Annotated in this window: 26 protein-coding genes; 11 read left to right on the top strand and 15 right to left on the bottom strand. The window is 69.9% G+C overall.

Annotated features, from left to right (window positions below; all coding sequences use genetic code 11):
* Positions 1-50: 50 nt before the first annotated feature.
* From H293_RS0131605 to H293_RS0131590, 4 genes are read right to left on the bottom strand one after another with little or no spacing between them, the layout of a single operon-like run.
* The gene (locus tag H293_RS0131605) at positions 51-263 is read right to left on the bottom strand and encodes a hypothetical protein (RefSeq protein ID WP_020121827.1); all 213 of its coding nucleotides are present in this window, start codon (positions 261-263) and stop codon (positions 51-53) included.
* Positions 260-445 carry a hypothetical protein gene (locus H293_RS0131600; RefSeq protein ID WP_020121826.1) on the bottom strand — a complete coding sequence of 62 codons (186 nt, stop codon included), beginning with the start codon at positions 443-445 and terminating at the stop codon, positions 260-262. Before H293_RS0131600 ends, H293_RS0131605 begins: the two co-directional genes overlap by 4 nt.
* Entirely contained in the window at positions 442-663 is a 222-nt protein-coding gene (locus tag H293_RS60450; RefSeq protein WP_020121825.1) for a hypothetical protein, read from the bottom strand. Before H293_RS60450 ends, H293_RS0131600 begins: the two co-directional genes overlap by 4 nt.
* Positions 660-863 carry a hypothetical protein gene (locus tag H293_RS0131590; RefSeq protein ID WP_020121824.1) on the bottom strand — a complete coding sequence of 68 codons (204 nt, stop codon included), beginning with the start codon at positions 861-863 and terminating at the stop codon, positions 660-662. The genes H293_RS60450 and H293_RS0131590 overlap by 4 nt, the downstream gene beginning before the upstream one ends.
* A gap of 173 nt (positions 864-1,036) precedes the next feature.
* On the opposite strand from H293_RS0131590, the gene H293_RS0131585 reads away from it, so the two are divergent.
* From H293_RS0131585 to H293_RS0131575, 3 genes are all read left to right on the top strand, one after another.
* On the top strand, positions 1,037-1,780 hold the full coding sequence (locus H293_RS0131585; protein WP_020121823.1) for a DUF6879 family protein: 744 nt from the start codon (positions 1,037-1,039) through the stop codon (positions 1,778-1,780).
* 19 nt (positions 1,781-1,799) lie between these two features.
* Positions 1,800-2,651: a helix-turn-helix domain-containing protein gene (locus tag H293_RS0131580; protein WP_020121822.1), complete on the top strand. Its 852-nt coding sequence runs from the start codon at positions 1,800-1,802 to the stop codon at positions 2,649-2,651.
* Between the two features lie 218 nt (positions 2,652-2,869).
* Positions 2,870-3,310, top strand: coding sequence for a hypothetical protein (locus H293_RS0131575; protein ID WP_020121821.1), 441 nt, complete (start codon positions 2,870-2,872; stop codon positions 3,308-3,310).
* A gap of 74 nt (positions 3,311-3,384) precedes the next feature.
* On the opposite strand, the gene H293_RS50325 is transcribed toward H293_RS0131575, so the two are convergent.
* The 8 genes from H293_RS50325 to H293_RS53830 all read right to left on the bottom strand — a co-directional run bounded on the left by H293_RS50325 (position 3,385) and on the right by H293_RS53830 (position 7,038).
* Entirely contained in the window at positions 3,385-3,822 is a 438-nt protein-coding gene (locus tag H293_RS50325; RefSeq protein WP_020121820.1) for an ASCH domain-containing protein, read from the bottom strand.
* 57 nt (positions 3,823-3,879) lie between these two features.
* Positions 3,880-4,923 carry a helix-turn-helix domain-containing protein gene (locus tag H293_RS0131565; RefSeq protein ID WP_158694457.1) on the bottom strand — a complete coding sequence of 348 codons (1,044 nt, stop codon included), beginning with the start codon at positions 4,921-4,923 and terminating at the stop codon, positions 3,880-3,882.
* An 84-nt stretch (positions 4,924-5,007) separates the two neighbouring features.
* On the bottom strand, positions 5,008-5,214 hold the full coding sequence (locus H293_RS0131560; protein WP_158694456.1) for a hypothetical protein: 207 nt from the start codon (positions 5,212-5,214) through the stop codon (positions 5,008-5,010).
* Positions 5,214-5,516, bottom strand: a complete 303-nt coding sequence (locus tag H293_RS0131555) for a hypothetical protein (RefSeq protein ID WP_020121817.1) — start codon at positions 5,514-5,516, stop codon at positions 5,214-5,216. Before H293_RS0131555 ends, H293_RS0131560 begins: the two co-directional genes overlap by 1 nt.
* Positions 5,509-5,727 (bottom strand): hypothetical protein, encoded by a 219-nt coding sequence (locus tag H293_RS53840; RefSeq protein ID WP_020121816.1) that lies wholly within the window; start codon positions 5,725-5,727, stop codon positions 5,509-5,511. Before H293_RS53840 ends, H293_RS0131555 begins: the two co-directional genes overlap by 8 nt.
* Positions 5,724-5,861, bottom strand: a complete 138-nt coding sequence (locus H293_RS61730) for a hypothetical protein (RefSeq protein ID WP_397895595.1) — start codon at positions 5,859-5,861, stop codon at positions 5,724-5,726. The genes H293_RS53840 and H293_RS61730 overlap by 4 nt, the downstream gene beginning before the upstream one ends.
* Positions 5,862-5,923: 62 nt before the next feature.
* On the bottom strand, positions 5,924-6,097 hold the full coding sequence (locus tag H293_RS58550; protein WP_020121814.1) for a hypothetical protein: 174 nt from the start codon (positions 6,095-6,097) through the stop codon (positions 5,924-5,926).
* A 2-nt stretch (positions 6,098-6,099) separates the two neighbouring features.
* Entirely contained in the window at positions 6,100-7,038 is a 939-nt protein-coding gene (locus H293_RS53830; RefSeq protein ID WP_020121813.1) for an NlpC/P60 family protein, read from the bottom strand.
* Between the two features lie 299 nt (positions 7,039-7,337).
* Between H293_RS53830 and H293_RS0131530 the strand changes: the two genes are divergently transcribed.
* From H293_RS0131530 to H293_RS0131515, 4 genes are all read left to right on the top strand, one after another.
* Positions 7,338-7,583: a hypothetical protein gene (locus H293_RS0131530; RefSeq protein ID WP_158694455.1), complete on the top strand. Its 246-nt coding sequence runs from the start codon at positions 7,338-7,340 to the stop codon at positions 7,581-7,583.
* Positions 7,580-9,250, top strand: a complete 1,671-nt coding sequence (locus tag H293_RS0131525; RefSeq protein ID WP_078612707.1) for an AAA family ATPase — start codon at positions 7,580-7,582, stop codon at positions 9,248-9,250. The genes H293_RS0131530 and H293_RS0131525 overlap by 4 nt, the downstream gene beginning before the upstream one ends.
* Positions 9,251-9,449: 199 nt before the next feature.
* On the top strand, positions 9,450-10,250 hold the full coding sequence (locus H293_RS0131520) for a hypothetical protein (RefSeq protein ID WP_020121810.1): 801 nt from the start codon (positions 9,450-9,452) through the stop codon (positions 10,248-10,250).
* Positions 10,216-10,602 (top strand): hypothetical protein, encoded by a 387-nt coding sequence (locus H293_RS0131515; protein WP_020121809.1) that lies wholly within the window; start codon positions 10,216-10,218, stop codon positions 10,600-10,602. Before H293_RS0131520 ends, H293_RS0131515 begins: the two co-directional genes overlap by 35 nt.
* Before the next feature lie 663 nt (positions 10,603-11,265).
* Here the strand turns inward: H293_RS0131515 and recA are convergent.
* Positions 11,266-12,390, bottom strand: a complete 1,125-nt coding sequence (recA, locus tag H293_RS0131510) for a recombinase RecA (protein ID WP_020121808.1) — start codon at positions 12,388-12,390, stop codon at positions 11,266-11,268.
* 331 nt (positions 12,391-12,721) lie between these two features.
* On the opposite strand from recA, the gene H293_RS0131505 reads away from it, so the two are divergent.
* Positions 12,722-13,138, top strand: coding sequence for a hypothetical protein (locus tag H293_RS0131505; RefSeq protein ID WP_020121807.1), 417 nt, complete (start codon positions 12,722-12,724; stop codon positions 13,136-13,138).
* Positions 13,135-13,938, top strand: a complete 804-nt coding sequence (locus H293_RS0131500) for a hypothetical protein (protein WP_020121806.1) — start codon at positions 13,135-13,137, stop codon at positions 13,936-13,938. The genes H293_RS0131505 and H293_RS0131500 overlap by 4 nt, the downstream gene beginning before the upstream one ends.
* 11 nt (positions 13,939-13,949) lie before the next feature.
* On the opposite strand, the gene H293_RS0131495 is transcribed toward H293_RS0131500, so the two are convergent.
* Entirely contained in the window at positions 13,950-15,209 is a 1,260-nt protein-coding gene (locus H293_RS0131495) for an AI-2E family transporter (RefSeq protein ID WP_078612716.1), read from the bottom strand.
* Positions 15,210-15,333: 124 nt separating this feature from the next.
* Positions 15,334-15,528 (bottom strand): DUF3046 domain-containing protein, encoded by a 195-nt coding sequence (locus H293_RS0131490; protein ID WP_028808360.1) that lies wholly within the window; start codon positions 15,526-15,528, stop codon positions 15,334-15,336.
* Positions 15,529-15,607: 79 nt separating this feature from the next.
* On the opposite strand from H293_RS0131490, the gene H293_RS58545 reads away from it, so the two are divergent.
* The gene (locus tag H293_RS58545; protein ID WP_020121803.1) at positions 15,608-16,525 is read left to right on the top strand and encodes a hypothetical protein; all 918 of its coding nucleotides are present in this window, start codon (positions 15,608-15,610) and stop codon (positions 16,523-16,525) included.
* Positions 16,526-16,854: 329 nt separating this feature from the next.
* Positions 16,855-21,822, top strand: a complete 4,968-nt coding sequence (locus tag H293_RS0131480) for an ATP-dependent helicase (RefSeq protein ID WP_020121802.1) — start codon at positions 16,855-16,857, stop codon at positions 21,820-21,822.
* Positions 21,823-21,931: the final 109 nt, after the last annotated feature.

Below are 21,931 nucleotides of genomic sequence, written 5' to 3'. Positions count from 1 at the left end.
TCAGGACGGCCAGGGTGAACACAGCACCCTGGCCGTTCTGTTGAGGCGGGCTACGTGGCCGCCGCCTTCGCCGCCCAGATACGCGTCATGATCCTCAGTAGGTCAGGGTCGATCAGATCGACGTCGTCGGCGTGATCACGGTGCGCCCAGACGTCCCAGCCGGGCCCCGAGTTGCCGAGCTCATGAGCGACGATCACGCCGTCCTCGGGGTCGGTGATCAGGCTGTCGCGCGCACGGCAGACGTGCAGCGTCCCCCCGCTCACTTCGCACCTCCCCGGCCGTGGCACGCGCAGCGGCAGCGGCGAACCAGGAGAACGCTCCCGCCCGAGTACGGCAGCGGCACATCCTTGGTCTGGCGGCACAGCCCGTGCACGTCCCGGTAGTCCGGCCGCTGGCCCAACGTGCACTCGGCCGACATCGTCACCTCTTCCGTCGCGGCGCTCACGGCGTCTCACCCCGGCTCCGTGCGTTGGCCAAGGCGACACCCGCCGACAGCTTCTCCCCAGCCGTCGGAGGTCGCAGAGGGCCGTATGCGTCCCACTCCCGACCGCCTCCGGGCGGCCGGAGCTGATAGCGCGGGCCCTCACGTCCCATCACCACGCCGACCTTGCGCGTCGCCTCGTCGAACACGAGATCGCCGACGTCGGGTGTGTACGCGTTCATGCGCACCCCCGCCGGATGACGTCGGCGAGCCTCAGCGCGACGTCGGCGCGCACCCGCCCCAAGTTGATCAGGTTCAGGGCAGGGGAGGCCGTGTCGGCTCCCAGGGACGGCAAGACGATCCCCGCCGCCGTCAGCGCTCCACGCAGCACTTCGACCGCCTCAATGGCTTCGGTCGTGCCCGACTTCTGTGCAGTGGTCATGAACTCAGCGTTGGCCTGCGGCAGTTGGGGGCGGTATCGGATATGCGCCGTTATTCTCGGGTAGCTACGACTTATGCCCGAGGATTCTCACGAAGCGTCAGGGAGGCCATAGCCGGGTGGGCGCTCCGGCGACAAGATCAGAGCACGGAGCACGGCTCGACACGGGAGGGCACATGACGCGCAACATCCGCTTCAACGGCACCGGCAGCGGTGACACCGGCTGCCCGTCGATTCACGAGGACGTCGACACCGGCCAGGTGATCGTCCACGGCCCGCCGCTCACCGATCCGGCGGACGTCGCCCAGCTTCAGCACCTCGGGACGGACGAAGTCGCGATCGTCGTCCCGCGTGAGCTGATCACCGACTGGGCGCCCAAGGACGCGACGAGGCAGGCGAAGGTCATCGACCTGGCCGCCTTCAACCGGCTCTTCGAGATCTTCGAGCACACCGCCTGGCGGCTGGAGACCCGCCGCCGGTATGCCTCCGACGAGTCGACCGAGACCTACGCACAGTTCCTCGCCGAGGGCCGTGTCGACTGGGACATGAGCTCTTGGTACTGCCACACGATCAGCAGCCAGACGGCGGCCGGGAAGAGCGTCGCCCGCGTCCGGTTGGTCGACGACCCGCCGACCACCGGTCAGCGTTACCTCATGGTCAACGCTGAGCGGAACACGGAGCTCGGGGAGGACATCCGCACCCTGCGCCGTGAGGACGCCGAGCGGCTGCGGCTCGGCAACGAAGACTTCTGGATCTTCGACTCGCGCTTGGTCGCCCGGCTCAACTTCACCGACGCCGACGAGCTGACCGACGTTGAGCTGATCACCGAACCGGCCGAGGTGATCAGGTACGCGATGCTCCGTGACGCCGCCTGGCATCACGCCGTGCCGTTCCAGCAACTCGCAGCGGCCACCAGCTAGAAGGGCGGACCGGGTACCGGTGACGACGGACTATCAGCAAGCCCGCGAGGCGCTCGGAGTGCGTCTGCGCGAGCTCCGCATGTCCGCCCCCGACGGACGTCTCACCGGTACCCGCCTCGCGGAGATCCTCGGCTGGCCACAGCCCAGGATCTCGAAGCTGGAGAACGGCAAGCAGACCGCCACCCCTGAAGACCTGCGGGCCTGGGCGGAGGCGACCGGCCAGCCCGACGCGTACGGCGAACTCCTCGCCCGGCTGCGGGGGTTCGAGTCGCACATCCGCTCCTGGCGGCGCCAGCTCTCCGCCGGGCATCAGCCGGTACAGCAGACGATCGCCGCCGAGTACGAGCGTTCCGCCGTCGTGCACGGCTTCGAGAGCGTCACCGTGCCTGGCATCCTCCAGACGGCCGACTACGCCCGCCATGTCTTCAACCGGTACGCGGAACTCCAACGCTCGCCCCGCGACACCGAGGCAGCCGTGCGTGCCCGCCTGAAGCGGCAAGAGCTCCTGTACGACGCGGGCAGGCGCTTCGAGATCCTGATCGGCGAGACCGCGCTGCGGTCGCTGATCTGCCCGCCCTCGGTGCTTGCCGCGCAACTCGACCGGCTCACCGGTCTGGTCGGCCTCGACACCGTCCGGCTGGGGGTCATCCCCTTCACGGCATCGCTGAAGATCCCTCCGACCGGCGGCTTCTGGGTGCATGACGAGCGACTCGTCATGGTCGAGGTCTGGCACGCCGAACTGTGGATCGACGACAGCGACTCGATCGCGCTGTACCTGCGGACCTGGCGCACCCTGCGGGAGTCGGCCGTGTTCGGCACCGACGCTCAGAACCTGATCAGCCGCGCCCGCCGAGAGCTCACCGTCACCTGACGGCTGGACCTGCTGGGCAGCATGTCTGCCCCGAGCCGGCGAGCACAGCAGCCTCGCGAACATCACATTTAGGCAAGGGCCGCACAGCTCACCTGATTACCGCCAGAATCTCGCGCATGGCTGCTTCTTGTGCTGAACCCTGGTACGCCGACTGGCCCAAACTCGCGGGCTGGGCTGCCTTCGCCGTCACTCTCCTGACCGGTGGCTGGCGGTGGTGGGTGCGAAACCGCTTCAAGCTGGCGCTTGGCCCCGAGGCCAAGGAACTCCGCGATCAGCTCGTTGAGTTCCGCACCCTTTTGGAAGAGGTGACGACCACCCATCAATACACAGACTGGTTCCTGCACGAGGACCGGCGCGAGGTCGCCCGTGCCCTGCGCGACTCCGCCGCACGTCGGGACGACGAAACGCTCAAGCTGGCCATGACGCGCGTCGCCGACGCATGGGACGAGATCTTCGCGCTCGCACCTGCTCCTCGGATGCGGGTGCGGTTCCTCGGCGGGATCGAAGAGACCCGCTACCGCCGCGAGGACGCCGAACGCGCAGCAGCCGATCTTGACAGGTTCCAGAAAATGACCGAGGTGGCGCACACGGCACAGATCGACGTCGAGATCGCCATCGACCGGCTCAACGCCCTGGAGCGTCACACCCACGGCCGGTGAGTCTTCCCCAACGCGTCCGAGGCACCGCGAGGTTGGCGCCTGGCGGCACCTCACCCCGTCTCCGGTACGACGTGTCAGCCGGTGCTCTGCGGCACCGCCAGAGCCGCGCTGGCGGCTTCCGGCTCCGGCGTCCACAGCTTCAGCCGTCCGGTCGCGCTGATCGGCTCCGGCAGTCTGCGGACATCGTCCAGCACCCAGTGCCAGACGCCGGGTTCGCCCCAGCGGTCGCGGCAGCAGCCGGTGTCCCGGTGGCAGGTGACGTTCATCGCGACGGCGATGATGGCGCCGTAGTCCACCTGAGCCGTGGTGCGGTCCGTGGACCGAGGCTCAGCACGAAGTGCGCGCCAGCCATCGGCATCGTCCCGCATGCCCGCGTGGATCAGCAGCGGGCCAGAGAAGGACGCGGGCAGCGGCCACGACCGGTTCTCCACCGGCTTGACGCCGCACGCGATCAGCGCCGCCCAAGGCTGGCGGATCGTCAGGGCTCGGACATCCAGCTCGGACAAGATCACACCCCTGTCCTCGTGTCCGAAATCACCTGACGGGCAGTCACCTCAGAGTGTCCAAGATCATGTCCGACTGTCCAAGATCAGCCGGTAGGGGCCGCCGCGCTCATCCTGGACGACCGTGCCCCGGGCGGCGAGTTGTCCAAGCGCCCGGTAGACCTCGCTGCGACTCCGGCTGATCCGCTTCACCAGCGCGGCGCCGGTCGCCGGTCCCTCCTTCAGCGCGTCCACGATTAGGCTCGGGACGGTCGCGGGCTTCGGCACTGAGCCGCTCAGCGCGGCTGTGGCGGGCCCTGGTGGCTCCAGCGTGCACAGAGACGCGGACCGACGTGCGGCGCCGCCAGCCGCGCGCTCAGCAGTGCGCCGAGCTTGTTTCGCGGCTTCCTCGGCCTGCTCCTGGGCCGCCTGCTCAGCCTGGATGGCGTCGATCTGCCGGGAGACGCGCCGGAGTTCACCGGCCTGCCCGATCCATACCATCGCCTCGTCGGCGCGGTGTCCGGCCTGGATCATGAGGACGCTGCCACTGCCCCGGCGGCGGTGGACGGCCAGCATCCCCCTCGCGATCATTTCGCGGTCCAGGCGGTAGGGATTGATCGCGTGGCCGTCCTTGACGTTCGCGACCGACCCCCGGCTGAGGGCGAGATAGGCCAGCAGCCGGTCGGCGTGGTCGACGAGGGCGCCGAAGGTCAGCGCGCCGTCCAGCCGGACGCGGATGCGGATCAAGGTCAGGCCGTCGATGCCCTCGAAGCTGAAGCCACCGTTCACCGGCCGCAGGCCGGACAGTCCCCGCGCCGGGGCCCATTCCTCGTACCGGCTGAGCCGGTAGACGATCCGGTGAAGCTCATGGTCGTCGGCGTCCATCGCATCGCCGGTGCAGCGATCATGCAGCCAGCGGGCGGCCGTACGCGCGGCCGTCAGCGACCGGTCAGCGGCTTGTCCGGCCGTTTTCAACGCAGTCCGGAGCGCTGACCGAGCCCCCTCTTGACCTGCGGATTCAGAGTCCGGTCCGGGCGACCGGTTGCCCAATGGGTGGGTTTCGATCGGACAAGACAAGTCGGACGACTGAGCGGAGATCCGCACGGTACGGGTGCCGTCGTCGGCGGGCATGCTGATCGTCATGGCTGAGGGGTCCTCTCCCTCGGTCAAGGCGAGCCGCCGGGCTGTGATCCCGTGCGGCTCGCCGTTTGATCGTCAGGTGGGCCAGAGTCGGCCCTGTTCGTCACGGTGGACGGCGCACCGGCGGACCAGCGCGACGAGTCCGGCCGCGATCAACTGCCGCTCGATGACCTTCCCGGCCTCCACCAGGTGCTCATCGATCGTCCGGCCGGGGTGGTCGACGACGAGGCGCGTCAGGTGGTCGAGCTGGGTCCGGTTGAGATAGATCTTCTGATGGCCCATCACGACAGCCCCGCCCGCCACAGATGGTCGCCGACCCGTTCGCGAACGTCCTCGGGCAGAGCCGCGACGAACTCGCCCAAGGTCGGCCACTCGTCCGACCAGTGGAAGCGGGCGATCTCGTCGGCTGCGGCCACCGCGTGACGTGCCCGCGCTGCCGCCTCCTCGAACTGATCACGGCTCGCGTCCATCACCGACGGCTTGAGCCGTGCGGCGACCTCAAGGAGGAAGAGCCGTCCGGCGGGATCGACCGCGAGATCGGCGATCGCTTCGCCTGCGCGCCGCGCACGTTCGAGGTCATCCATGATCGGTCTCTCCTCTCTCCTCAACCGGCACGGCCCGATAGAGACCGCCGTGCCGCCTGACCTTGCCCCGGCTGACCAAGCCGTCGAGCATGATCTGCGCCCGACGCGGCGAAATGTGGAGGAAGACGCCGACGGACTCGACCGTGAGGCCGTGGCCGTTGTTCTCAGCCAGCAGATCGAGCGCTCGCTCCCACGGGCGGCTGCGGTTCATGCCGCACCTGCCGTCAGCGACCAGGCGCCGGAGCCGTTCCGGCGGACGCAGCCCCCACGCTCCATCGCGCAGAGGGTCTTCCTCGTGACTCCGGCGGTGAGGCCGGTTGCCCTCGCCAGAGCGTCGACGGACATCGGCCCGAGTTCCGCCCGGAAAGCGTCTGTGATCTTCTCTTCGCGGGTCCGGACAGCGGGCCTCATGACGTGTGTCCCCTGTTCGGAAGGTCGGCGTCCTTCAGCAACGGCGACGGGGGCGGGGTGACGTGCCGGGCGTGGTCCTCACGGATGTGATCGAGGGTGTTCTCGATCGCCGGCTCGCCCTCGGAGGCAGTGACGGCGGTCGTCCTCTTGTCGAGCGGGACGTCGGGCATGATCAGCTCCCTATCCGGAGGGCCGTGGACCAACGCCGGTCGGTGAGGTCGCCGTACTGCACGCCTCCGTGGTCGGCGTGGATGACGTGTCCGCCGTCGGCGACTATCGCCACGTGGTTGGGCGCTCCGTCGGCGAGGACGAGATCGCCGGGCTGGGCCTCCTCGACGGCGATACGTCGGCCGAAGGCGAGCAGCGCCGTCCGGGTGCGCGGAACATCGACCCCGGCCGCCTGCGCGAACGCCCAATGGACAAGTCCACTGCAATCAAAGGCTGTTGGCCCTGCCGCGTTGAGCTTGAACGGCGCCCCGATCTTCAGCTCCGCGAGGTTGAGCGCCTGAAGGCGGAGTGACTTGCCCGCCGAGCTGGTTGCCTCGCGCTCGCGGCGATCGCGAGCGGTGAGCTGAGCTTGCCGGGCCCATGCCCGGCGATCCGCCTCGCAGGGCTCGGAGCCGAAGAGGGTGCGGTACTCGGGCTTGTCGGCCGGGGGCAGTGCTCGGAGGCGGTAGGCGATCGCGCGGGCCGCGCACCACCGGCAGCCGTCGGCCGACGGCCGGGCAGCGGCATGCAGGGACGCATGTCCGAGGACTGCGGCGCTGTCGCCGACGAGGAGGCCGCCCAGCGCCTCCTTGGCGTGCTGGACGTCGGTCGACCGCCGCTTCTCGATAGTGATCCGGCCGCGCGGCGTCCGCTCTTCGTGGTCTTCCAGCGGCCAGAGCATCTGGGCGGCGAAGCTCGCGACCCCTTCGGCGTCGTACGGCAGACGACCGAGCGCCTCGTCGCGGCGCTCCTTGATCACACGCATGACCTCGGCCCACTCGATCCGCAGCCCGCGCGCGCCAGGCGAGGCGGTGAGGCTGTGCTGCCGTATCCATGTGCGGACCGTCGGCTCAGAAACGCCGAGGGAATGCGCCGCCTCGGCAATCGTGAGATATTCACTCATCAAAATTCACCCCGGTTTCGAATGCCTTCGAAAGAGGCTAGCATTCAATTACGTGGTGGATCACGTCACGAAGGGCCGGGACTACGGGGGACCGGCCCTTTGTCATCGCAGAACTTCAGATAGCCTCTCAGGAATTCGAGCGGCAGGCCGGCTGTCGGATAATTAAAGACTGCTAAACCATGAATTCCTAGATAGCATTGCGTCAGACGGCCGGAATGTGGCGGCTGGGCTTCGTTCAGGAGAAAGGAGATCGCACGGCCCTGCGGCGCCCGTCGCAGTGGGAGCCCGGGAGAGTCCCGATGCCCCGTCAGTACCGCCTGAGCCCCGAAGGCCGGACAGCGCTGGAGCGCACTGCCGCCCACGCACGCGCCGCGCGCGAGTCGACTGACCGCCTGATCGGCAAGCTCGAAGATCGCGAGCTCACCCTCGAAGAGCGTGACCGGCTGCTCGGCATTGTCGTCCGCAGCGAGCCGAACGGGGACGCGAAGCCGTCACCCGAGACGCTCGCCGAGATCCGCAGGCTGTTCGGGGGGCCAGATCGATGAATGCAGGAGAAACCCCCCGGCCGAAGGGCACCGGACCGGGGGGCAAGGACCAGACCGAGGAGAAGGTCAGGGACTACGACCAGAATACCTCGCCTAATTCGTTTGTGCAGCCAGATGAATTTAGTGATCCATTCTGGCTCGTCGAACGCGGTGACGACCTCGACGCATTCCGGCACGTGCACCCCAATGACCCGGCCACCGTGGCCCCGGAAGGCGCTCTGACGCCGGAGTTCACGCAGACGTTGAAGCAATTCAGCTGCGTCGAGATCTTCCAGTCTGGAAACCCGGCCAGTCAGCAGCGGGCACGGGAGATCGCCCGGGAGCTGTGTGATGCGGGTTTGGGCTGGGAGATCGTCCAGGGATGCGGGGGCATGCCTCTCGTCCAGCACATCGGGCTGGAGTTCCCGACCACCTTCGCGGAGGTCGAGCCGAACGGCATTGAGATCATCAGGCGGTGGGACCCAAGCGAGCCCCGGCCGGACTTCCGGGAGTGGGACGCGATCCCCGAGGCCGAGAAGCGGTCCGCCGCCACGCAGTATGACCCGGTGCTCGACGAACCCGAACTGGCGGCGAAGGTTGCGGCTGAGGAGGCAAAGGACACGGCCGTCGACGCGATGATGTCCCAGCTCCTGGACGCCGACGGCCTCGAAGACATCCCGGATCCCGAGTGGCTGATCAAGGGTTGGCTGACGCGGGATACGCTCGCGCGGATCAACGGGGAGCCCAACACTGGCAAGTCGCTGGTCGCCCTCGATTGGGCCGGGTGCGTCGGCACCGGTACTCCCTGGCACGGCTGCGCGACCGAGAAGGGCACGGCTCTCTATGTGATCGCCGAGGGTGTGCGCGGCTTCAAGAAGCGCAAGCGCGCATGGGTCAAGCACTACGGCAAGGCCATGTCCGGGGTGCTCTTCTACCCGGAGCCGATCCAGATCAAGAAGCCGGACAGCCCGCAGGCTGTCGATCAGTGGGTGACGCTCGCCGAGGTGTGCAAGAAGATCAAGCCCGTGTTGATCGTGCTCGACACCCAGAGCCGGGTGACCGTCGGCGTCGAGGAGAACTCCAACACCGAGATGGGTGTGATCGTCGCCCGCCTTGAGGCCATGCGACGGCTGACCGGCGCCTGCGTGCTGCTCGCCCACCACACGCCCAAGGGCGGCGAGGGCGGACGCGGCGCCGGAGCGATGTCGGGCGCGATCAACACCGAATTCCAGATGGTCAAGAAGGGGCGCGGCCTCTCATCGATCATGACTCTGGAGAACACCAAGGAGAAGGACGAAGAGGACGGCCGGAAGATCCTTCTCAGGCTCAAGGTCTACAGCGTCGGCGATGAAGATCCGTACGACCTTGACGAACCGATGACGTCGGTCGTGCTCGTGCACGAGGAGGACGACTCCGCCGAGGACGTGATTCCCGTCGTGTCCGACACCGACGACAACCGCACCAAGGCCCGACAGATCACCGAGCAGATCTGGCCGTTCGGCAAGTTCAGCAAGGCCGAAGCCTGCCGGATGTTCGTGCAGCACGGCTCGATGGCGCAGGCCACCGCCTACCGCATGTGGGACAAGCTGATCGAAGATCAATTCATCGAGCCTGTCCCCCACGTGAGCACTGGTCATCCAACCGAGAAGTTCCGGATCAGGCGCACGGCCGGGGGTGAGAAGGAGTGAGAACCCCCAGGAGGTTTCTCACCTTCTCACCACCCCTGCGAGAAGGGATGAGAAGGCCGCGAGAAGCCTCCTGACCTGCGCAATGAGAAGCGGTGAGAAGCAGGTGAGATGAGAAGTCGATCTTTCTCACCGACTGTGGTGCAGTCTCACTAAATGATCAATCGCCCCGACCGGGAACAGATCACAGAGGAGTGATCACATGACCGCACCACCCCAGCGCCGGGGCAACGGCGCGCGCCGCGCAGAGCGTGACGCGAAGATTTTCGCACTGAAGATCGCTGGTGTGCCGGAGCGCGAGATCGGCCGGGAGGTCGGCCTCAGCCAGTCGCGCGTGAACACGATCATCGCCCAGGAGATCGCCCGCCGGATAGGGCCGGTGGCCGAGGAGTACGCCAATCAGCGCGAGGCCGAACTGGTCGGGCTGTGGCGGATCAGCTACCGCGACGCCGTCAACGCGACCACCGTCGCCGACCGGCTGAAGGCGGTCGAGACGTGCCGACGGATCAACGAGTCACGCCGCAGACTGCGCGGCGCCGACGCTCCCGAGGCGATGGAGGTCACGCTGACCAAACAACTCGATCTCGCCTCCGAGGCGGCCGTGGGGGCGGTGAAGGCCGCCCTCGACGCGATCGCGCTGCCACCGGACCGGGCGCAGCACGCGATCAGCGCGGCGGTCGGCTTCCTTGAAGCGGCGGGCGCCGGTGAGCCGTTCGTGGCGCCCGAGACGATGTCCTCCGGGAGCACCGCCGCGCCGTACATCGACAACGGCGCGATGTTCATCGACGGGCCCGGCGGCCTGCGCTACCGGATCGCGTCGGTCGAGAACCAGCCGGGGGAGGCCGTGGACCGCGCCGCGCTGCCGCCTGCGCGCACCGCCGAGGACGAGGCGCCTGCTGACGCGATCATTGAAGAGCTCGATCTGATCGAGACCGAGTACGCAGAGATCTTGGAGGAGGCCGAGGACGATGGACCTGAAGGCGATCAAGAAGCGGCTTCGTGAGCTCCGCACTGATCCGGGCCAGCCGGGCGCGACTGCCGAGGCTCAGCGCCTGCGCGGCGAACTCGCCAGGGCGGTGCAGGCGCGTGACGTCGCCGACATGCAGAGCCCAGCCGCTCGCAGGAGCCGTCCTGGGCAAGAACGCGACCGAGACGCCGACACCGCGCCGGACGACTTCCCGGCGTCGGTGAGGGTGGAGCTGACCGACGCCGATCGTGCGGCGGTCGCGACATGGCCGTCGCCGCTCCGTGCGCAGCTCCGGCGATCGAGCCTCAGTCGTCCGCTCAGCGGCGGTGACGATCCGAACGGCTGGGGCGCGAGGAACGACCTCCGGCGGTACCCGCACTGGAGTTGACGATCCTCCGCAGAGCCTCGGTCCAGTGGACCGAGGCCGATCCTTCGGCGGCGTAGCCGATCTCGCCTTGAGTCACGGCAGTGCAACGATTTTGATCACTCTGCGTCGCACCGAGCTAAACGGAGGAGATCGTCAACCCGTGGTCGATGTATAGCCATTATGCGTCTCTGAGCTGCGGGTCCCTTGATCGCATGCAGTCACTCCGCGTAGCACTCCTAAGGAAATTTGACCCTCGACAAGGAGGGGCCGCCTCCGTCCTCGCCGGGCGATTCCCCGAAGCCGCGCCGGCGCTGCCGACGCCCACGGGGACCGCCCGCGCCGGGTGCTCCGCCGCCTCGACGCGAGCTCCGGCCGAACGCACCGGAACCACGCATGGTCCCGTCACCGGGTTCGTCGCCGCTCGGCCCACCGTCGCCGAACGTCCCACCGTCACTGTGGGAACGCCCGCCGCCGTAGGACGGACCGGTGCCGTGCGCGAAGTCGTCGCCGAACGCTCCCTCGGCGCCGTACGACACCGAACGGCCGTGTCCCCCGTCCGTTCCCTGCGCCGCACCGTCTCCGTGCCCGTCGCCGCCCGGCCCGGCAGAACCCCCGTCGCCTCTTCCGCCCTGCCCTCGCAAAGCGTCCTCGTACTCGGCCCAGTCGGTTCGCCGTGTCACGGGATCAGCTCTTGGCGGCCGGAGCCTTGGCCTTCGTCGCCTTCGCGGCCGCCGGAGCCGGCACCTTCGCGGCGTCGTCCGCGACAGCGCTCACCGCAGCGTCCGCACCCGGCTCCGCGGCAGGCTGCTCGGGCCGCACACCGACGCCCAGCTTCTCCTTGATCTTCTTCTCGATCTCGTTGGCCAGGTCGGGGTTGTCCTTCAGGAAGTTGCGCGCGTTCTCCTTGCCCTGGCCGAGCTGGTCGCCCTCGTACGTGTACCAGGCGCCGGCCTTGCGGACGAAGCCGTTCTCCACGCCCATGTCGATCAGGCCGCCCTCGCGGCTGATGCCCTGGCCGTAGAGGATGTCGAACTCGGCCTGCTTGAAGGGCGGCGCGACCTTGTTCTTGACGACCTTGACCCGGGTGCGGTTGCCGACCGCGTCCGTGCCGTCCTTGAGGGTCTCGATGCGGCGGATGTCCATGCGCACCGAGGCGTAGAACTTCAGCGCCCGGCCACCGGTCGTGGTCTCCGGGGAGCCGAACATCACACCGATCTTCTCGCGGAGCTGGTTGATGAAGATCGCGGTGGTCTTGGACTGGTTGAGCGCGCTGGTGATCTTCCGCAGGGCCTGGCTCATCAGACGGGCCTGCAGACCCACGTGGCTGTCGCCCATCTCGCCCTCGATCTCCGCGCGCGGGACGAGCGCGGCGACGGAGTCGATGACGATCAGGTCGAGGGCACCGGAGCGGACCAGCATGTCCACGATCTCCAGGGCCTGCTCGCCGTTGTCCGGCTGGGACAGGATCAGGTTGTCGATGTCGACGCCGAGCTTCTTCGCGTACTCGGGGTCGAGGGCGTGCTCCGCGTCGATGAAGGCGACCTGGCCGCCCGCCTTCTGCGCGTTCGCCACCGCGTGCAGCGTCAGGGTCGTCTTGCCGGAGGACTCCGGGCCGTACACCTCCACCACACGGCCGCGCGGGATGCCGCCGACGCCGAGCGCGACGTCGAGTGCGGTCGACCCGGTGGGGATGACCTCGATGGGCTCGTTCGGCCGCTCGCCCATGCGCATGACCGCGCCCTTGCCGAACTGCCGTTCAATCTGTGCGAGAGCGGCGTCCAGGGCCTTCTCGCGGTCGGTTCCTGCCATGGGTTCCACCCGATTTGCTTGAGTCGATCGCTTCACGTCAAAGACGCTAACGCCTGCCACTGACAATGCGCCCCGACGCCCGTCCAGCCTGTGGATAACTCGGGGACCTCTCCATGGAAACCATGTCGAAACGCCCGTCGTTGACTTCGCCGGAGCTTCCATATGAATGGATGTTCGATTTTCGTGTCAAGCGCACCACGCGGCACCCGGGACACTTCCTGAGGCCCGCTCCGGCGGCCTCCTCCGGCCCCTTCGGCTACTTCCCGCGGCGTACTCCAGGTGCCTTCGGCGGTACGACGACCGGACGGGCCGTTCCCGCGAGTCTTGTGCCATGCGGACCACGACGAGCCCCCGGGAAACGACCTCGACCACCCTCCGGCGCGACAGCGAGACGGCCCGACACTCCGCCGTGATCGCGCCCCTGTCCGCGCTGCTCCTGCCGACCGCGTCCGTCGCCGGGCGGATCGCGGCCGGCGCGGACTGTCCCGCCATGCCGCCCGGTCCCGTCATCCCCCTCGTGGTGGCGGGTCTGCTGATCCGGCGCACGAACGGCTGGACGACCGGGCTCGCCCTCGGTGTCGGCCTGTCCATCGGGGTGGGCGCGCTTCTGACCCCGAACACCGGCGCACATCTCCCCTCGGGTGACACCGCGCTCATCGCCTCGACGGTCGCCGAACTCGTCGCCCTCGCCGCCCTCGTGATCGCCGGAGCCGCGGCCTGCCTGACCCGGAAGGGAGCGCGAGCGTGACGGACCCGGTCCTGAGCGATGCTCCCGCGGCGCCGGCCAGGACACCGGGGCCGCGGGCCGTCGACGCACGCCGCGTGGAGCGCCTCTGTCACGCCACCGGTCTCCTCCTGCTCCTCTCCGGGCTCGCGCACCTGGTGGTGTTCGCCGTGGACGGCGGCCCCTGGGACGGGCCGGTCTCCTGGCGCAAGCCGGTGACGTTCGGGGTGTCCTTCGGAGTGACCCTGATCGCGGTCACCTGGGTCACGTCGTATCTGCGGGTCGGCCCGCGGCCACGAGCCCTGCTCCTCGCGGTGTTCGCAGCGGACTGCGCGGTGGAGGTCGGCGGCATCACCCTCCAGGCGTGGCGCGGGGTGCCCTCGCACCTCGACATGGAGACGCCCTTCGACACGGCGGTGTCCATGACACTCGCGGTGGGCGGCGGGGTCCTGGTGTTGCTGCTGACGGTGTTCGCGGTCGCCTCCTTCCGGCACCGGCCCTCGGGGCCGGCGGGGATGGACCTCGCGGTGCGGTCGGGGTTCGCGATCCTGCTGGTCGCCCTCGTCTCGGGCGCCGCGATGATCGCGCGCGGTGTCGTCCTCACCCGCACCGGCCACCAGGAGGCGGCCTACCACTCGACCGCCCCGCTCAAGCCGCTGCACGGCGTGAGCCTGCACGCGGTCCTGGTCCTGCCCGCACTGGCCTGGCTGCTGTCGCACACGCCCTGGAGCGAGCCGCTACGGCGACGGCTCCTGTACGCGGCGATCGGCTCCTATGTCGCGGCCGTCGTCGGCGCCGCGGTGTGGGCCGTCCTCACCTACTGAATCCGGCGGCCTCAGGACGAGCTGTCGCCATCGCCGGAGTCCCGCGCGCCCGGCCGCCGCCGCTCCCACAGCGCACGCGCGCGTATGACCGGCGAGGGCCCCTCGCCCCGCTTGCGGTGCCCGTGCACACGCGGGTCGTCGGTGACGGCGTACCGCTTCACATAGGCCCCCAGGAACGCCTGCAGCGTGGCGACCGCGGGAATGGCGATCAGAGCACCGACCGCGCCGAGGAGGGCGGTGCCCGCGATGACCGAGCCGAAGGCGACCGCGGGGTGGATGTCGACGGTCTTCGAGGTCAGCTTGGGCTGGAGCACGTAGTTCTCGAACTGCTGGTAGATCACCACGAAGACCAGCACCCACAGCGCGTACCAGGGATCGACCGTGAAGGCGACCAGCATGGGCAGGGCGCCCGCCAGATAGGTGCCGATGGTCGGGATGAACTGCGAGACCAGGCCGACCCACACGGCGAGCACGGGCGCGTACGGGACGTCCAGGGCCTGGAGCAGGATGAAGTGCGCGACTCCGGAGATGAGCGCCATCAGACCGCGCGAGTAGATGTAGCCGCCGGTCTTGTCCACGGCGATCTCCCACGCGCGCAGCACCTCTGCCTGGCGCGCGGGCGGCAGGACGGAGCAGATCGTGCGGCGCAGCCGCGGGCCGTCCGCGGCGAAGTAGAACGAGAACAGCACGATCGTCAGCAGCTGGAAGAGGCCACCGAGAACCTGGGCGGAGACGTCCAGGACACCGGTGGCGCTGTTCCGCACGTAGTTGCGCAGCCAGTCGGAGCGCAGCAGCCCCTCCTGGACGTCCACCCGCTTGAGTTCGGTGTGGAAATGCCCGTTGACCCAGGCGATGACGGAGTCGAGGTAGTTCGGGAAGTCCTCGACGATCTTGATGATCTGGCCCGCGAGCATCGACCCGAGCAGTGTGACGAAACCCGCCGTCACGATCAGCACGCCGAAGAAGACGAGGAAGGTGGCGAGTCCCCTGCGCATGCCGCGCGCGGCCATCTTGCTCACCGCGGGTTCGATGGCCAGGGCCAGGAAGAACGCGATGAGGATGTTGGTCAGCAGACCTATCAGCTGATGGAAGGCCCAACTGCCGAGCTGGAACACGGCGATGAGGGCGAGCGCCAGCACCATGGCACGCGGCAGCCAGCGCGGCATGCGGGCGTTCGGCTCGGCGCCTTCGGCCGGGGGCCGGGTGAGGGGCGCAGTACCGAGCGGAGATGCGTGCTGGGCTGCCTGCCCGGACTCGTCAGTGGGTGCCACGGAGCAAGTCTCGCCCACGCGAGTGACAATGGCTGCCGTCCTGCGATCTTCGTGACCGGTAAGTGCCTCTTGCGTGAGATGTTCACGCCGAATCGGCACTTCTCCCCGGAACGTCCACGCCGTCTCAGTGCCGCTCGCCCGGAACGCTCATCACGGTGCAGACCACGCGCCACACGTCCTTGGCGTCCCAGCCGGCGTCCAGCGCCTCGTGTACCGTGCGCCCACCGAGCTCCGTCATCACATGATCGCGCGCGAAGGTGTCGGCGTACCCCGGACCGAAGTGTTCCGCCATCCGCTGCCAGAAAACCGTCAACCGCATGACTCCAGTATCCCGCCCCTGGGGGTGGCCTCGGCCGGGACCGCCTGCCGAGACCGCTTTCCGTCCTACGGTCTGACGCATGCCCGAAACAGGAGCCTCCCCACTCCCCCAGACGCCACCGGCGCACTCCCCGCTCTTCCGCGCCGAGCACTTCGTCTGGCTCACCGCGCGTGTGCTGGAACAGCGTCTGTTCGCGTACCACTTCCTGAACGGCGGTCCCGACCCGGTGGAGACGGCCCTGGACGCCTACCGCAACGCGGACGGCGGCTACGGCCACGCCCTGGAGCCCGATCTGCGCGGTCCGGTCAGTCAGCCCCTGCACACCGCTCATGCCCTGCGCGTGCTGGACGCCGTCGGACGCTGCGGCGGACAGCGCGTGGAGCGGGTGTGCCGCTATCTCACCTCGGTGTCCACCCCGGACGGCGCCCTCCCCGCGGTCACTCCCGCCCAGCGCGGCTATCCGACGGCCCCCTTCCTGCCGGTCGTGGACACCCCGCCGAGCGAACTGCTGACCACCGGCCCCGTGGTCGGTCTGCTGCATCGCAACGAGGTGTGGCACGCCTGGCTGTTCCGGGCCACGGACTTCTGCTGGCAGGTGGTGGAGTCCCTCCAGGTGTCCCACCCGGACGAGATCCAGGCCGCCCTGACCTTCCTGGACTCCGCCCCCGACCGCTCACGCGCACAGGCGACCGCCGACCGCCTGGGCCGCCTGGTGCGCGACCGCCGCCTGGTCGCACTGGACCCCTCGGGCCACACCCCGGACGAGCACCACTTCCCCCACGACTACGCGAAGACACCGGCCTCCCTCGCGCGCGCATGGTTCACGGACGACGAGATGTCCCGTGCCCTGGACTTCCTCGCGGCCGAACAGCAGGAGGACGGCGGCTGGCCGTCCCGCCGACGCCAGTGGGCCCCCACCACCGCCCTGGAGGCCCGCCCCACGGCAACCATCGAGGCCCTGCAGACCCTGCGCGCATACGGCCGCGAGGTGGGCTGAACAGCCTCGGTGGACCGATAGCCGCGTACGGCGGCAAGGGGACGGGGTGGGGGGTGTCCGCCCGCAGCGGCCGGCGTCCGTCACCGAGCACAGCTAAAGCAGCCGAGCCGCCGGACCGAGGACGGACACCCCCCACCCCGTCCCCGACCCACCCACCACACCGCACGCGCTACACACGCCCCCACCGAGGCCGCACAGGCCGCCGCAGGCATCAGGGGCGCGGGGAACTGCGCAAAAACACCCGCCCCCACGCACCCGCAGCCAAACGCACCACCCCCACCCGCCCAACCGCCGCAGGCATTGTCAGTGGCCGGGTGCAGGATGGACGCATGGTCAGCCCAGCACACCGAGCCCTGAACGGCTTCTCCCCCGCCACCCGCGGCTGGTTCACAGGTGCGTTCGACGCACCCACCACCGCCCAGGCCGGCGCGTGGCAGGCCATCGCGGAGGGCTCGGACGTACTCGTCGTCGCCCCCACCGGCTCCGGCAAGACCCTGGCCGCCTTCCTCGCCGCTCTGGACCAGCTGGCCTCCACACCCCCGCCCGCGGACCCCAAGAAGCGCTGCCGAGTCCTGTACGTCTCCCCCCTCAAGGCCCTCGCCGTCGACGTGGAGCGCAACCTCCGCAGTCCCCTCACCGGCATCCGCCAGGAGTCCGTCCGCCTGGGCCTCCCCGAGCCCGAGGTCAAGGTGGGCATCCGCTCCGGCGACACCCCTCCGGCCGAGCGCCGGGCCCTGTCCACCCGCCCCCCGGACATCCTGATCACCACCCCGGAATCCCTGTTCCTGATGCTGACGTCGGCGACCCGGGACGCGCTCACCGGCATCGAGACAGTGATCCTCGACGAGGTCCATGCCGTGGCCGGCACCAAGCGCGGCGCCCACCTGGCCCTCTCCCTGGAGCGCCTGGACGAACTCCTCCCGAAGCCGGCCCGCCGCATCGGCCTGTCCGCCACGGTCCGCCCGGTCGACGAGATCGCCCGCTACCTCTCCCCCCAGCGCAGGGTGGAGATCGTTCAGCCGAAGTCCGGCAAGGAGTTCGACCTCTCGGTCGTGGTCCCGGTGGAAGACCTCGGCGAGCTCGGCGGCTCCCCGGTCGCCGAGGGCAACGAAGGCGCGGAGCGTCCCTCCATCTGGCCGCACGTGGAGGAGCGCATCGCCGACCTCGTCCAGTCCCACCGCTCCACGATCGTCTTCGCGAACTCCCGCCGCCTCGCGGAACGCCTCTGCAACCGTCTCAACGAGATCGCCTACGAGCGGGCGACCGGCGAGCCCCTGGACGAACACCACGCCCCGGCCGAACTCATGGGCGGCTCAGGCGCGGCTCAGGGAGCGCCCCCGGTCATCGCCAGGGCCCACCACGGCTCGGTCTCCAAGGAGCAGCGCGCCCTGGTCGAGGAGGACCTCAAGGCAGGCCGTCTCCCCGCTGTGGTGGCGACGTCCAGCCTCGAACTCGGCATCGACATGGGCGCGGTGGACCTGGTGATCCAGGTCGAGTCGCCCCCTTCCGTGGCCTCCGGCCTGCAGCGCGTCGGCCGCGCGGGCCACCAGGTCGGCGCGGTCTCCACCGGTGTGGTCTTCCCGAAGTACCGAGGCGACCTGGTCCAGGCAGCGGTCGTCACGGAACGCATGCGGACCGGTTCCATCGAGTCCCTGAAGGTCCCCGCGAACCCCTTGGACGTCCTCGCCCAGCAGGTCGTCGCGATGACCTCGATGGACACCTGGCAGCTCGACGACCTCCTGGCCACGGTCCGTAGGGCGGCCCCCTTCGCCTCCCTCCCCGAGTCCGCCTTCACCGCGGTCCTCGACATGCTCGCGGGCCGCTATCCCTCCGACGCCTTCGCCGAGCTGCGCCCGCGCGTGGTCTGGGACCGCATCGCCGGCACGATCACCGGCCGCCCCGGCGCCCAGCGTCTCGCCGTCACCTCCGGCGGCACCATTCCCGACCGCGGCCTCTTCGGTGTCTTCCTCGCCGGGTCCGACCCCAAGAAGGGCGGCGGGCGGGTCGGCGAGCTCGACGAGGAGATGGTCTACGAGTCACGCGTCGGGGACGTCTTCACGCTCGGCACCAGTTCCTGGCGCATCGAGGACATCACCCGCGACCGTGTCCTGGTCTCCCCCGCCCCCGGCGTCCCCGGCAGGCTCCCGTTCTGGAAGGGCGACCAGCTGGGCCGCCCCCTCGAACTGGGCCGTGCGGTGGGCGCGTTCCTCCGCGAGGTGGGCTCCCTGTCCAAGGAGGACGCCCGCCTGCGCCTGCTCACCGCGGGCCTGGACGCGTGGGCGGCGGACAATGTCCTGTCCTACCTGGACGAACAGCGCGAGGCCTGCGGCCATGTCCCCGACGACCGGACGATCGTCGTGGAGCGCTTCCGGGACGAGCTCGGCGACTGGCGGGTCGTCGTCCACTCCCCCTTCGGCGCCCAGGTCCACGCCCCCTGGGCGCTGGCCCTCGGCGCCAAGCTCTCCGAGCGCTACGGCATGGACGCCCAGGTCATGCACGCCGACGACGGCATCGTCCTACGGCTGCCCGACGCCGACCTGATGAGCCTGGATCTCCTCGACCGGGAACCGACCAGGGCCGGCACCGAGTACGACGCCGAACAGGCTCCGGTGGGTGCGGCGGACGTCGTCTTCGACAAGGGCGAGGTCGACCAGGTCGTCACCGACCAGGTCGGCGGCTCGGCCCTGTTCGCCTCCCGCTTCCGCGAATGCGCCGCCCGGGCGCTCCTGCTGCCGCGCCGCAACCCCGGCAAGCGCACCCCCCTGTGGCAGCAGCGCCAGCGTGCCTCCCAACTGCTCCAGGTGGCGAGCGAGTTCGGTTCGTTCCCGATCGTCCTGGAAGCGGTCCGCGAGTGCCTCCAGGACGTCTTCGACGTGCCCGGCCTCGTCGAGCTGATGGGTGATCTGGAGTCCCGCCGGGTCCGACTGGTCGAGGTCACCACCCCCGAGCCCTCCCCCTTCGCCCGCTCCCTCCTCTTCGGCTACGTCGCCCAGTTCCTGTACGAGGGCGACTCGCCCCTCGCCGAGCGCCGGGCGGCGGCCCTCTCACTGGACTCGCGTCTGCTGGCCGAGCTGCTGGGCCAGGCGGAGCTGCGCGAGCTGCTCGACGCCGAGGTCCTGACCGAGCTGGAGCGGGAGCTCCAGTGGCTCACCGAGGACCGCCGGGTCAAGGACGCCGAGGGGGTCGCGGACGTCCTCCGCGTCCTCGGCCCGCTCACGGACGCCGAGCTGGTCGAGCGCGGCGCCGAGCCGCAGTGGGCGCAGGACCTCGCCCGCGCCCGCCGCACGATCAAGGTCCGGGTCGGCGGCGCCGAACACTGGGCGGCGATCGAGGACGCCGGCCGCCTGCGCGACGCCCTCGGCACAGCGCTGCCGGTCGGCGTCCCGGAGGCCTTCACCGAACCGGTCAAGGACCCCCTCGGCGACCTCCTCGCGCGCTACGCCCGCACCCATGGCCCCTTCACCTCGGCGACGGCCGCGGCCCGCTTCGGCCTGGGCACGGCGGTCACCGAGGGTGCCTTGCAGCGGCTGGCCGCGAGCGGACGGGTCGTACAGGGTGAGTTCCATCCGGCGGGCATCGGCCAGGAGTGGTGCGACGCGACCGTGCTCCGCCGCCTGCGCCGCCGTTCCCTGGCAGCCCTGCGCCATGAACTGGAACCGGTGCCACCGCCGGCCCTCGCCCAGTTCCTCCCGCAGTGGCAGCACATCGGCAAGGGACACTCCCTGCGCGGAATCGACGGACTGGTACGTGCCGTGGAGCAGTTGCAGGGCGCCTCCGTGCCCGCCTCCGCCCTGGAGAAGCTCGTCCTGCCGTCACGCGTCACGAATTACACCCCGGCTCTGCTCGACGAGCTCACGGCCGCCGGGGAGATCGTGTGGGCCGGAGCGGGCGCGCTCCCGGGCAAGGACGGCTGGGTCTCCCTGTACCTGGCGGACGCGGCGCCCCTCCTCCTGCCCCCGCCGCATCCCCTGGAGCTGACGGCCCTCCACCAGTCCGTCCTGGACGCCCTCAACGGCGGCTACGGCCTGTTCTTCCGCCAGATCGCCGACCAGGTCCGCGCCACCACCCACCCCGACGCCACCGACCCCCAACTGGCCGACGCCGTATGGGACCTGGCCTGGTCCGGGCGGCTCACCAACGACACCCTCACCCCGATGCGCTCCCTGCTGGGCTCCGGCCGCACCGCAGGCGCCACCGCCCACCGCGCCAAACGCACGATCCCCCGCGGCCGCTACGGCTCCCTCACCGCGGCCGCCCGCACCGCCTCCCGCACCGGTCCGCCGACCGTCGCCGGCCGCTGGTCCCTGCTCCCGCCGCGCGAGGCCGACCCGACCGTGCGCGCCCATGCCCTGGCCCGCACCCTCCTCGACCGGCACGGAGTGGTCACCCGGGGAGCCGTGTCGGCGGAGGGCGTGGAGGGCGGATTCTCGGCGACGTACCGCATCCTCTCCGCCTTCGAGGACAGCGGCCAGGCCCGCCGCGGCTATGTCGTGGAGGGGCTCGGCGCCGCCCAGTTCGCCATGGACGGCGCGGTCGACCGCCTCCGCGCGGTGTCCAACGCCCGCGACCGCGGCGAGCCCGTCCCCGAAAGCGCAGCTGCCGACGGCTGGGAGCCCGCCTGGACACCCGACGGGTCCCACGGCCCCGCACAGGCCGATCCAGCAGCGGAGGACTGGGACTGGACCAAGGCCTTCGACAACCCGGACGCCCCCGGCCCGGAAACCGGCCCGGACTTCACATCCGGATCCGTGGGGCCCAGGTCTTCCGTCTCCCCCGTCTCCCCCGCTTCCCGCGACGAGTACATCTCACCGCGCGACTACCCACCCCAACCCACCCCCCAGCACTGGCAAGGCACTCCCGCGTACGGTTCCGGCTTCGGCAACCGCGGGCAGAACGCCTCGGACGCCTCCCGAGCCGTGGTCCTGGCGGCCGCCGACCCCGCCAACGCCTACGGCGCCGCCCTCTCCTGGCCCGACCCCCCGACCGAGGCAGGCCACAAGCCCGGTCGCAAGGCGGGCTCCCTGGTGGTCCTCGTGGACGGCGAGCTCACGCTCTACATGGAGCGGGGCGGCAAGACCCTCCTGGCCTGGCCCTCCGCCCCCGACACCACCGCCACCGACGACCCCCGCCTGCGCACGGCCTCCGAAGCCCTCGCAGCAGCGGCCAAGGCCGGCTCCCTGGGCACGGTCACAGTGGAACGCATCAACGGCACCTCAGCCCTGACCTCCCCTTTGGGCACCCTCCTGGAAACAGCAGGCTTCATCGCCACCCCACGGGGCCTACGCCTACGCGCCTGACCCCACACGCCACACAGCCGCCGTCGGCGCTCCCGCAGCCGCCGACGGCGATCAAGCACCACAGGAGCCACCCGCACCCCTCCGCCCTCCCCCCATGCCACCCTTGACC

This window comes from Streptomyces canus 299MFChir4.1, from assembly GCF_000383615.1.
Classification (GTDB): Bacteria; Actinomycetota; Actinomycetes; order Streptomycetales; family Streptomycetaceae; genus Streptomyces; species Streptomyces canus_C.
The sequence above is the reverse complement of the archived record's forward strand: the minus strand, read 5'-3'. Positions and strand labels throughout refer to the sequence as shown.

Coding starts and splice junctions, on each gene's coding strand:
- H293_RS60450 (WP_020121825.1), bottom strand. CDS start 663: ATGAACGCGTACACACCCGACGTCGGCGATCTCGTGTTCGACGAGGCG.
- H293_RS0131590 (WP_020121824.1), bottom strand. CDS start 863: ATGACCACTGCACAGAAGTCGGGCACGACCGAAGCCATTGAGGCGGTC.
- H293_RS0131585 (WP_020121823.1), top strand. CDS start 1,037: ATGACGCGCAACATCCGCTTCAACGGCACCGGCAGCGGTGACACCGGC.
- H293_RS0131565 (WP_158694457.1), bottom strand. CDS start 4,923: ATGCCCGCCGACGACGGCACCCGTACCGTGCGGATCTCCGCTCAGTCG.
- H293_RS0131560 (WP_158694456.1), bottom strand. CDS start 5,214: ATGGGCCATCAGAAGATCTATCTCAACCGGACCCAGCTCGACCACCTG.
- H293_RS0131555 (WP_020121817.1), bottom strand. CDS start 5,516: ATGGATGACCTCGAACGTGCGCGGCGCGCAGGCGAAGCGATCGCCGAT.
- H293_RS53840 (WP_020121816.1), bottom strand. CDS start 5,727: ATGAACCGCAGCCGCCCGTGGGAGCGAGCGCTCGATCTGCTGGCTGAG.
- H293_RS61730 (WP_397895595.1), bottom strand. CDS start 5,861: ATGTCCGTCGACGCTCTGGCGAGGGCAACCGGCCTCACCGCCGGAGTC.
- H293_RS58550 (WP_020121814.1), bottom strand. CDS start 6,097: ATGCCCGACGTCCCGCTCGACAAGAGGACGACCGCCGTCACTGCCTCC.
- H293_RS53830 (WP_020121813.1), bottom strand. CDS start 7,038: ATGAGTGAATATCTCACGATTGCCGAGGCGGCGCATTCCCTCGGCGTT.
- H293_RS0131530 (WP_158694455.1), top strand. CDS start 7,338: ATGCCCCGTCAGTACCGCCTGAGCCCCGAAGGCCGGACAGCGCTGGAG.
- H293_RS0131525 (WP_078612707.1), top strand. CDS start 7,580: ATGAATGCAGGAGAAACCCCCCGGCCGAAGGGCACCGGACCGGGGGGC.
- H293_RS0131520 (WP_020121810.1), top strand. CDS start 9,450: ATGACCGCACCACCCCAGCGCCGGGGCAACGGCGCGCGCCGCGCAGAG.
- H293_RS0131515 (WP_020121809.1), top strand. CDS start 10,216: ATGGACCTGAAGGCGATCAAGAAGCGGCTTCGTGAGCTCCGCACTGAT.
- recA (WP_020121808.1), bottom strand. CDS start 12,390: ATGGCAGGAACCGACCGCGAGAAGGCCCTGGACGCCGCTCTCGCACAG.
- H293_RS0131505 (WP_020121807.1), top strand. CDS start 12,722: ATGCGGACCACGACGAGCCCCCGGGAAACGACCTCGACCACCCTCCGG.
- H293_RS0131490 (WP_028808360.1), bottom strand. CDS start 15,528: ATGCGGTTGACGGTTTTCTGGCAGCGGATGGCGGAACACTTCGGTCCG.
- H293_RS58545 (WP_020121803.1), top strand. CDS start 15,608: ATGCCCGAAACAGGAGCCTCCCCACTCCCCCAGACGCCACCGGCGCAC.
- H293_RS0131480 (WP_020121802.1), top strand. CDS start 16,855: ATGGTCAGCCCAGCACACCGAGCCCTGAACGGCTTCTCCCCCGCCACC.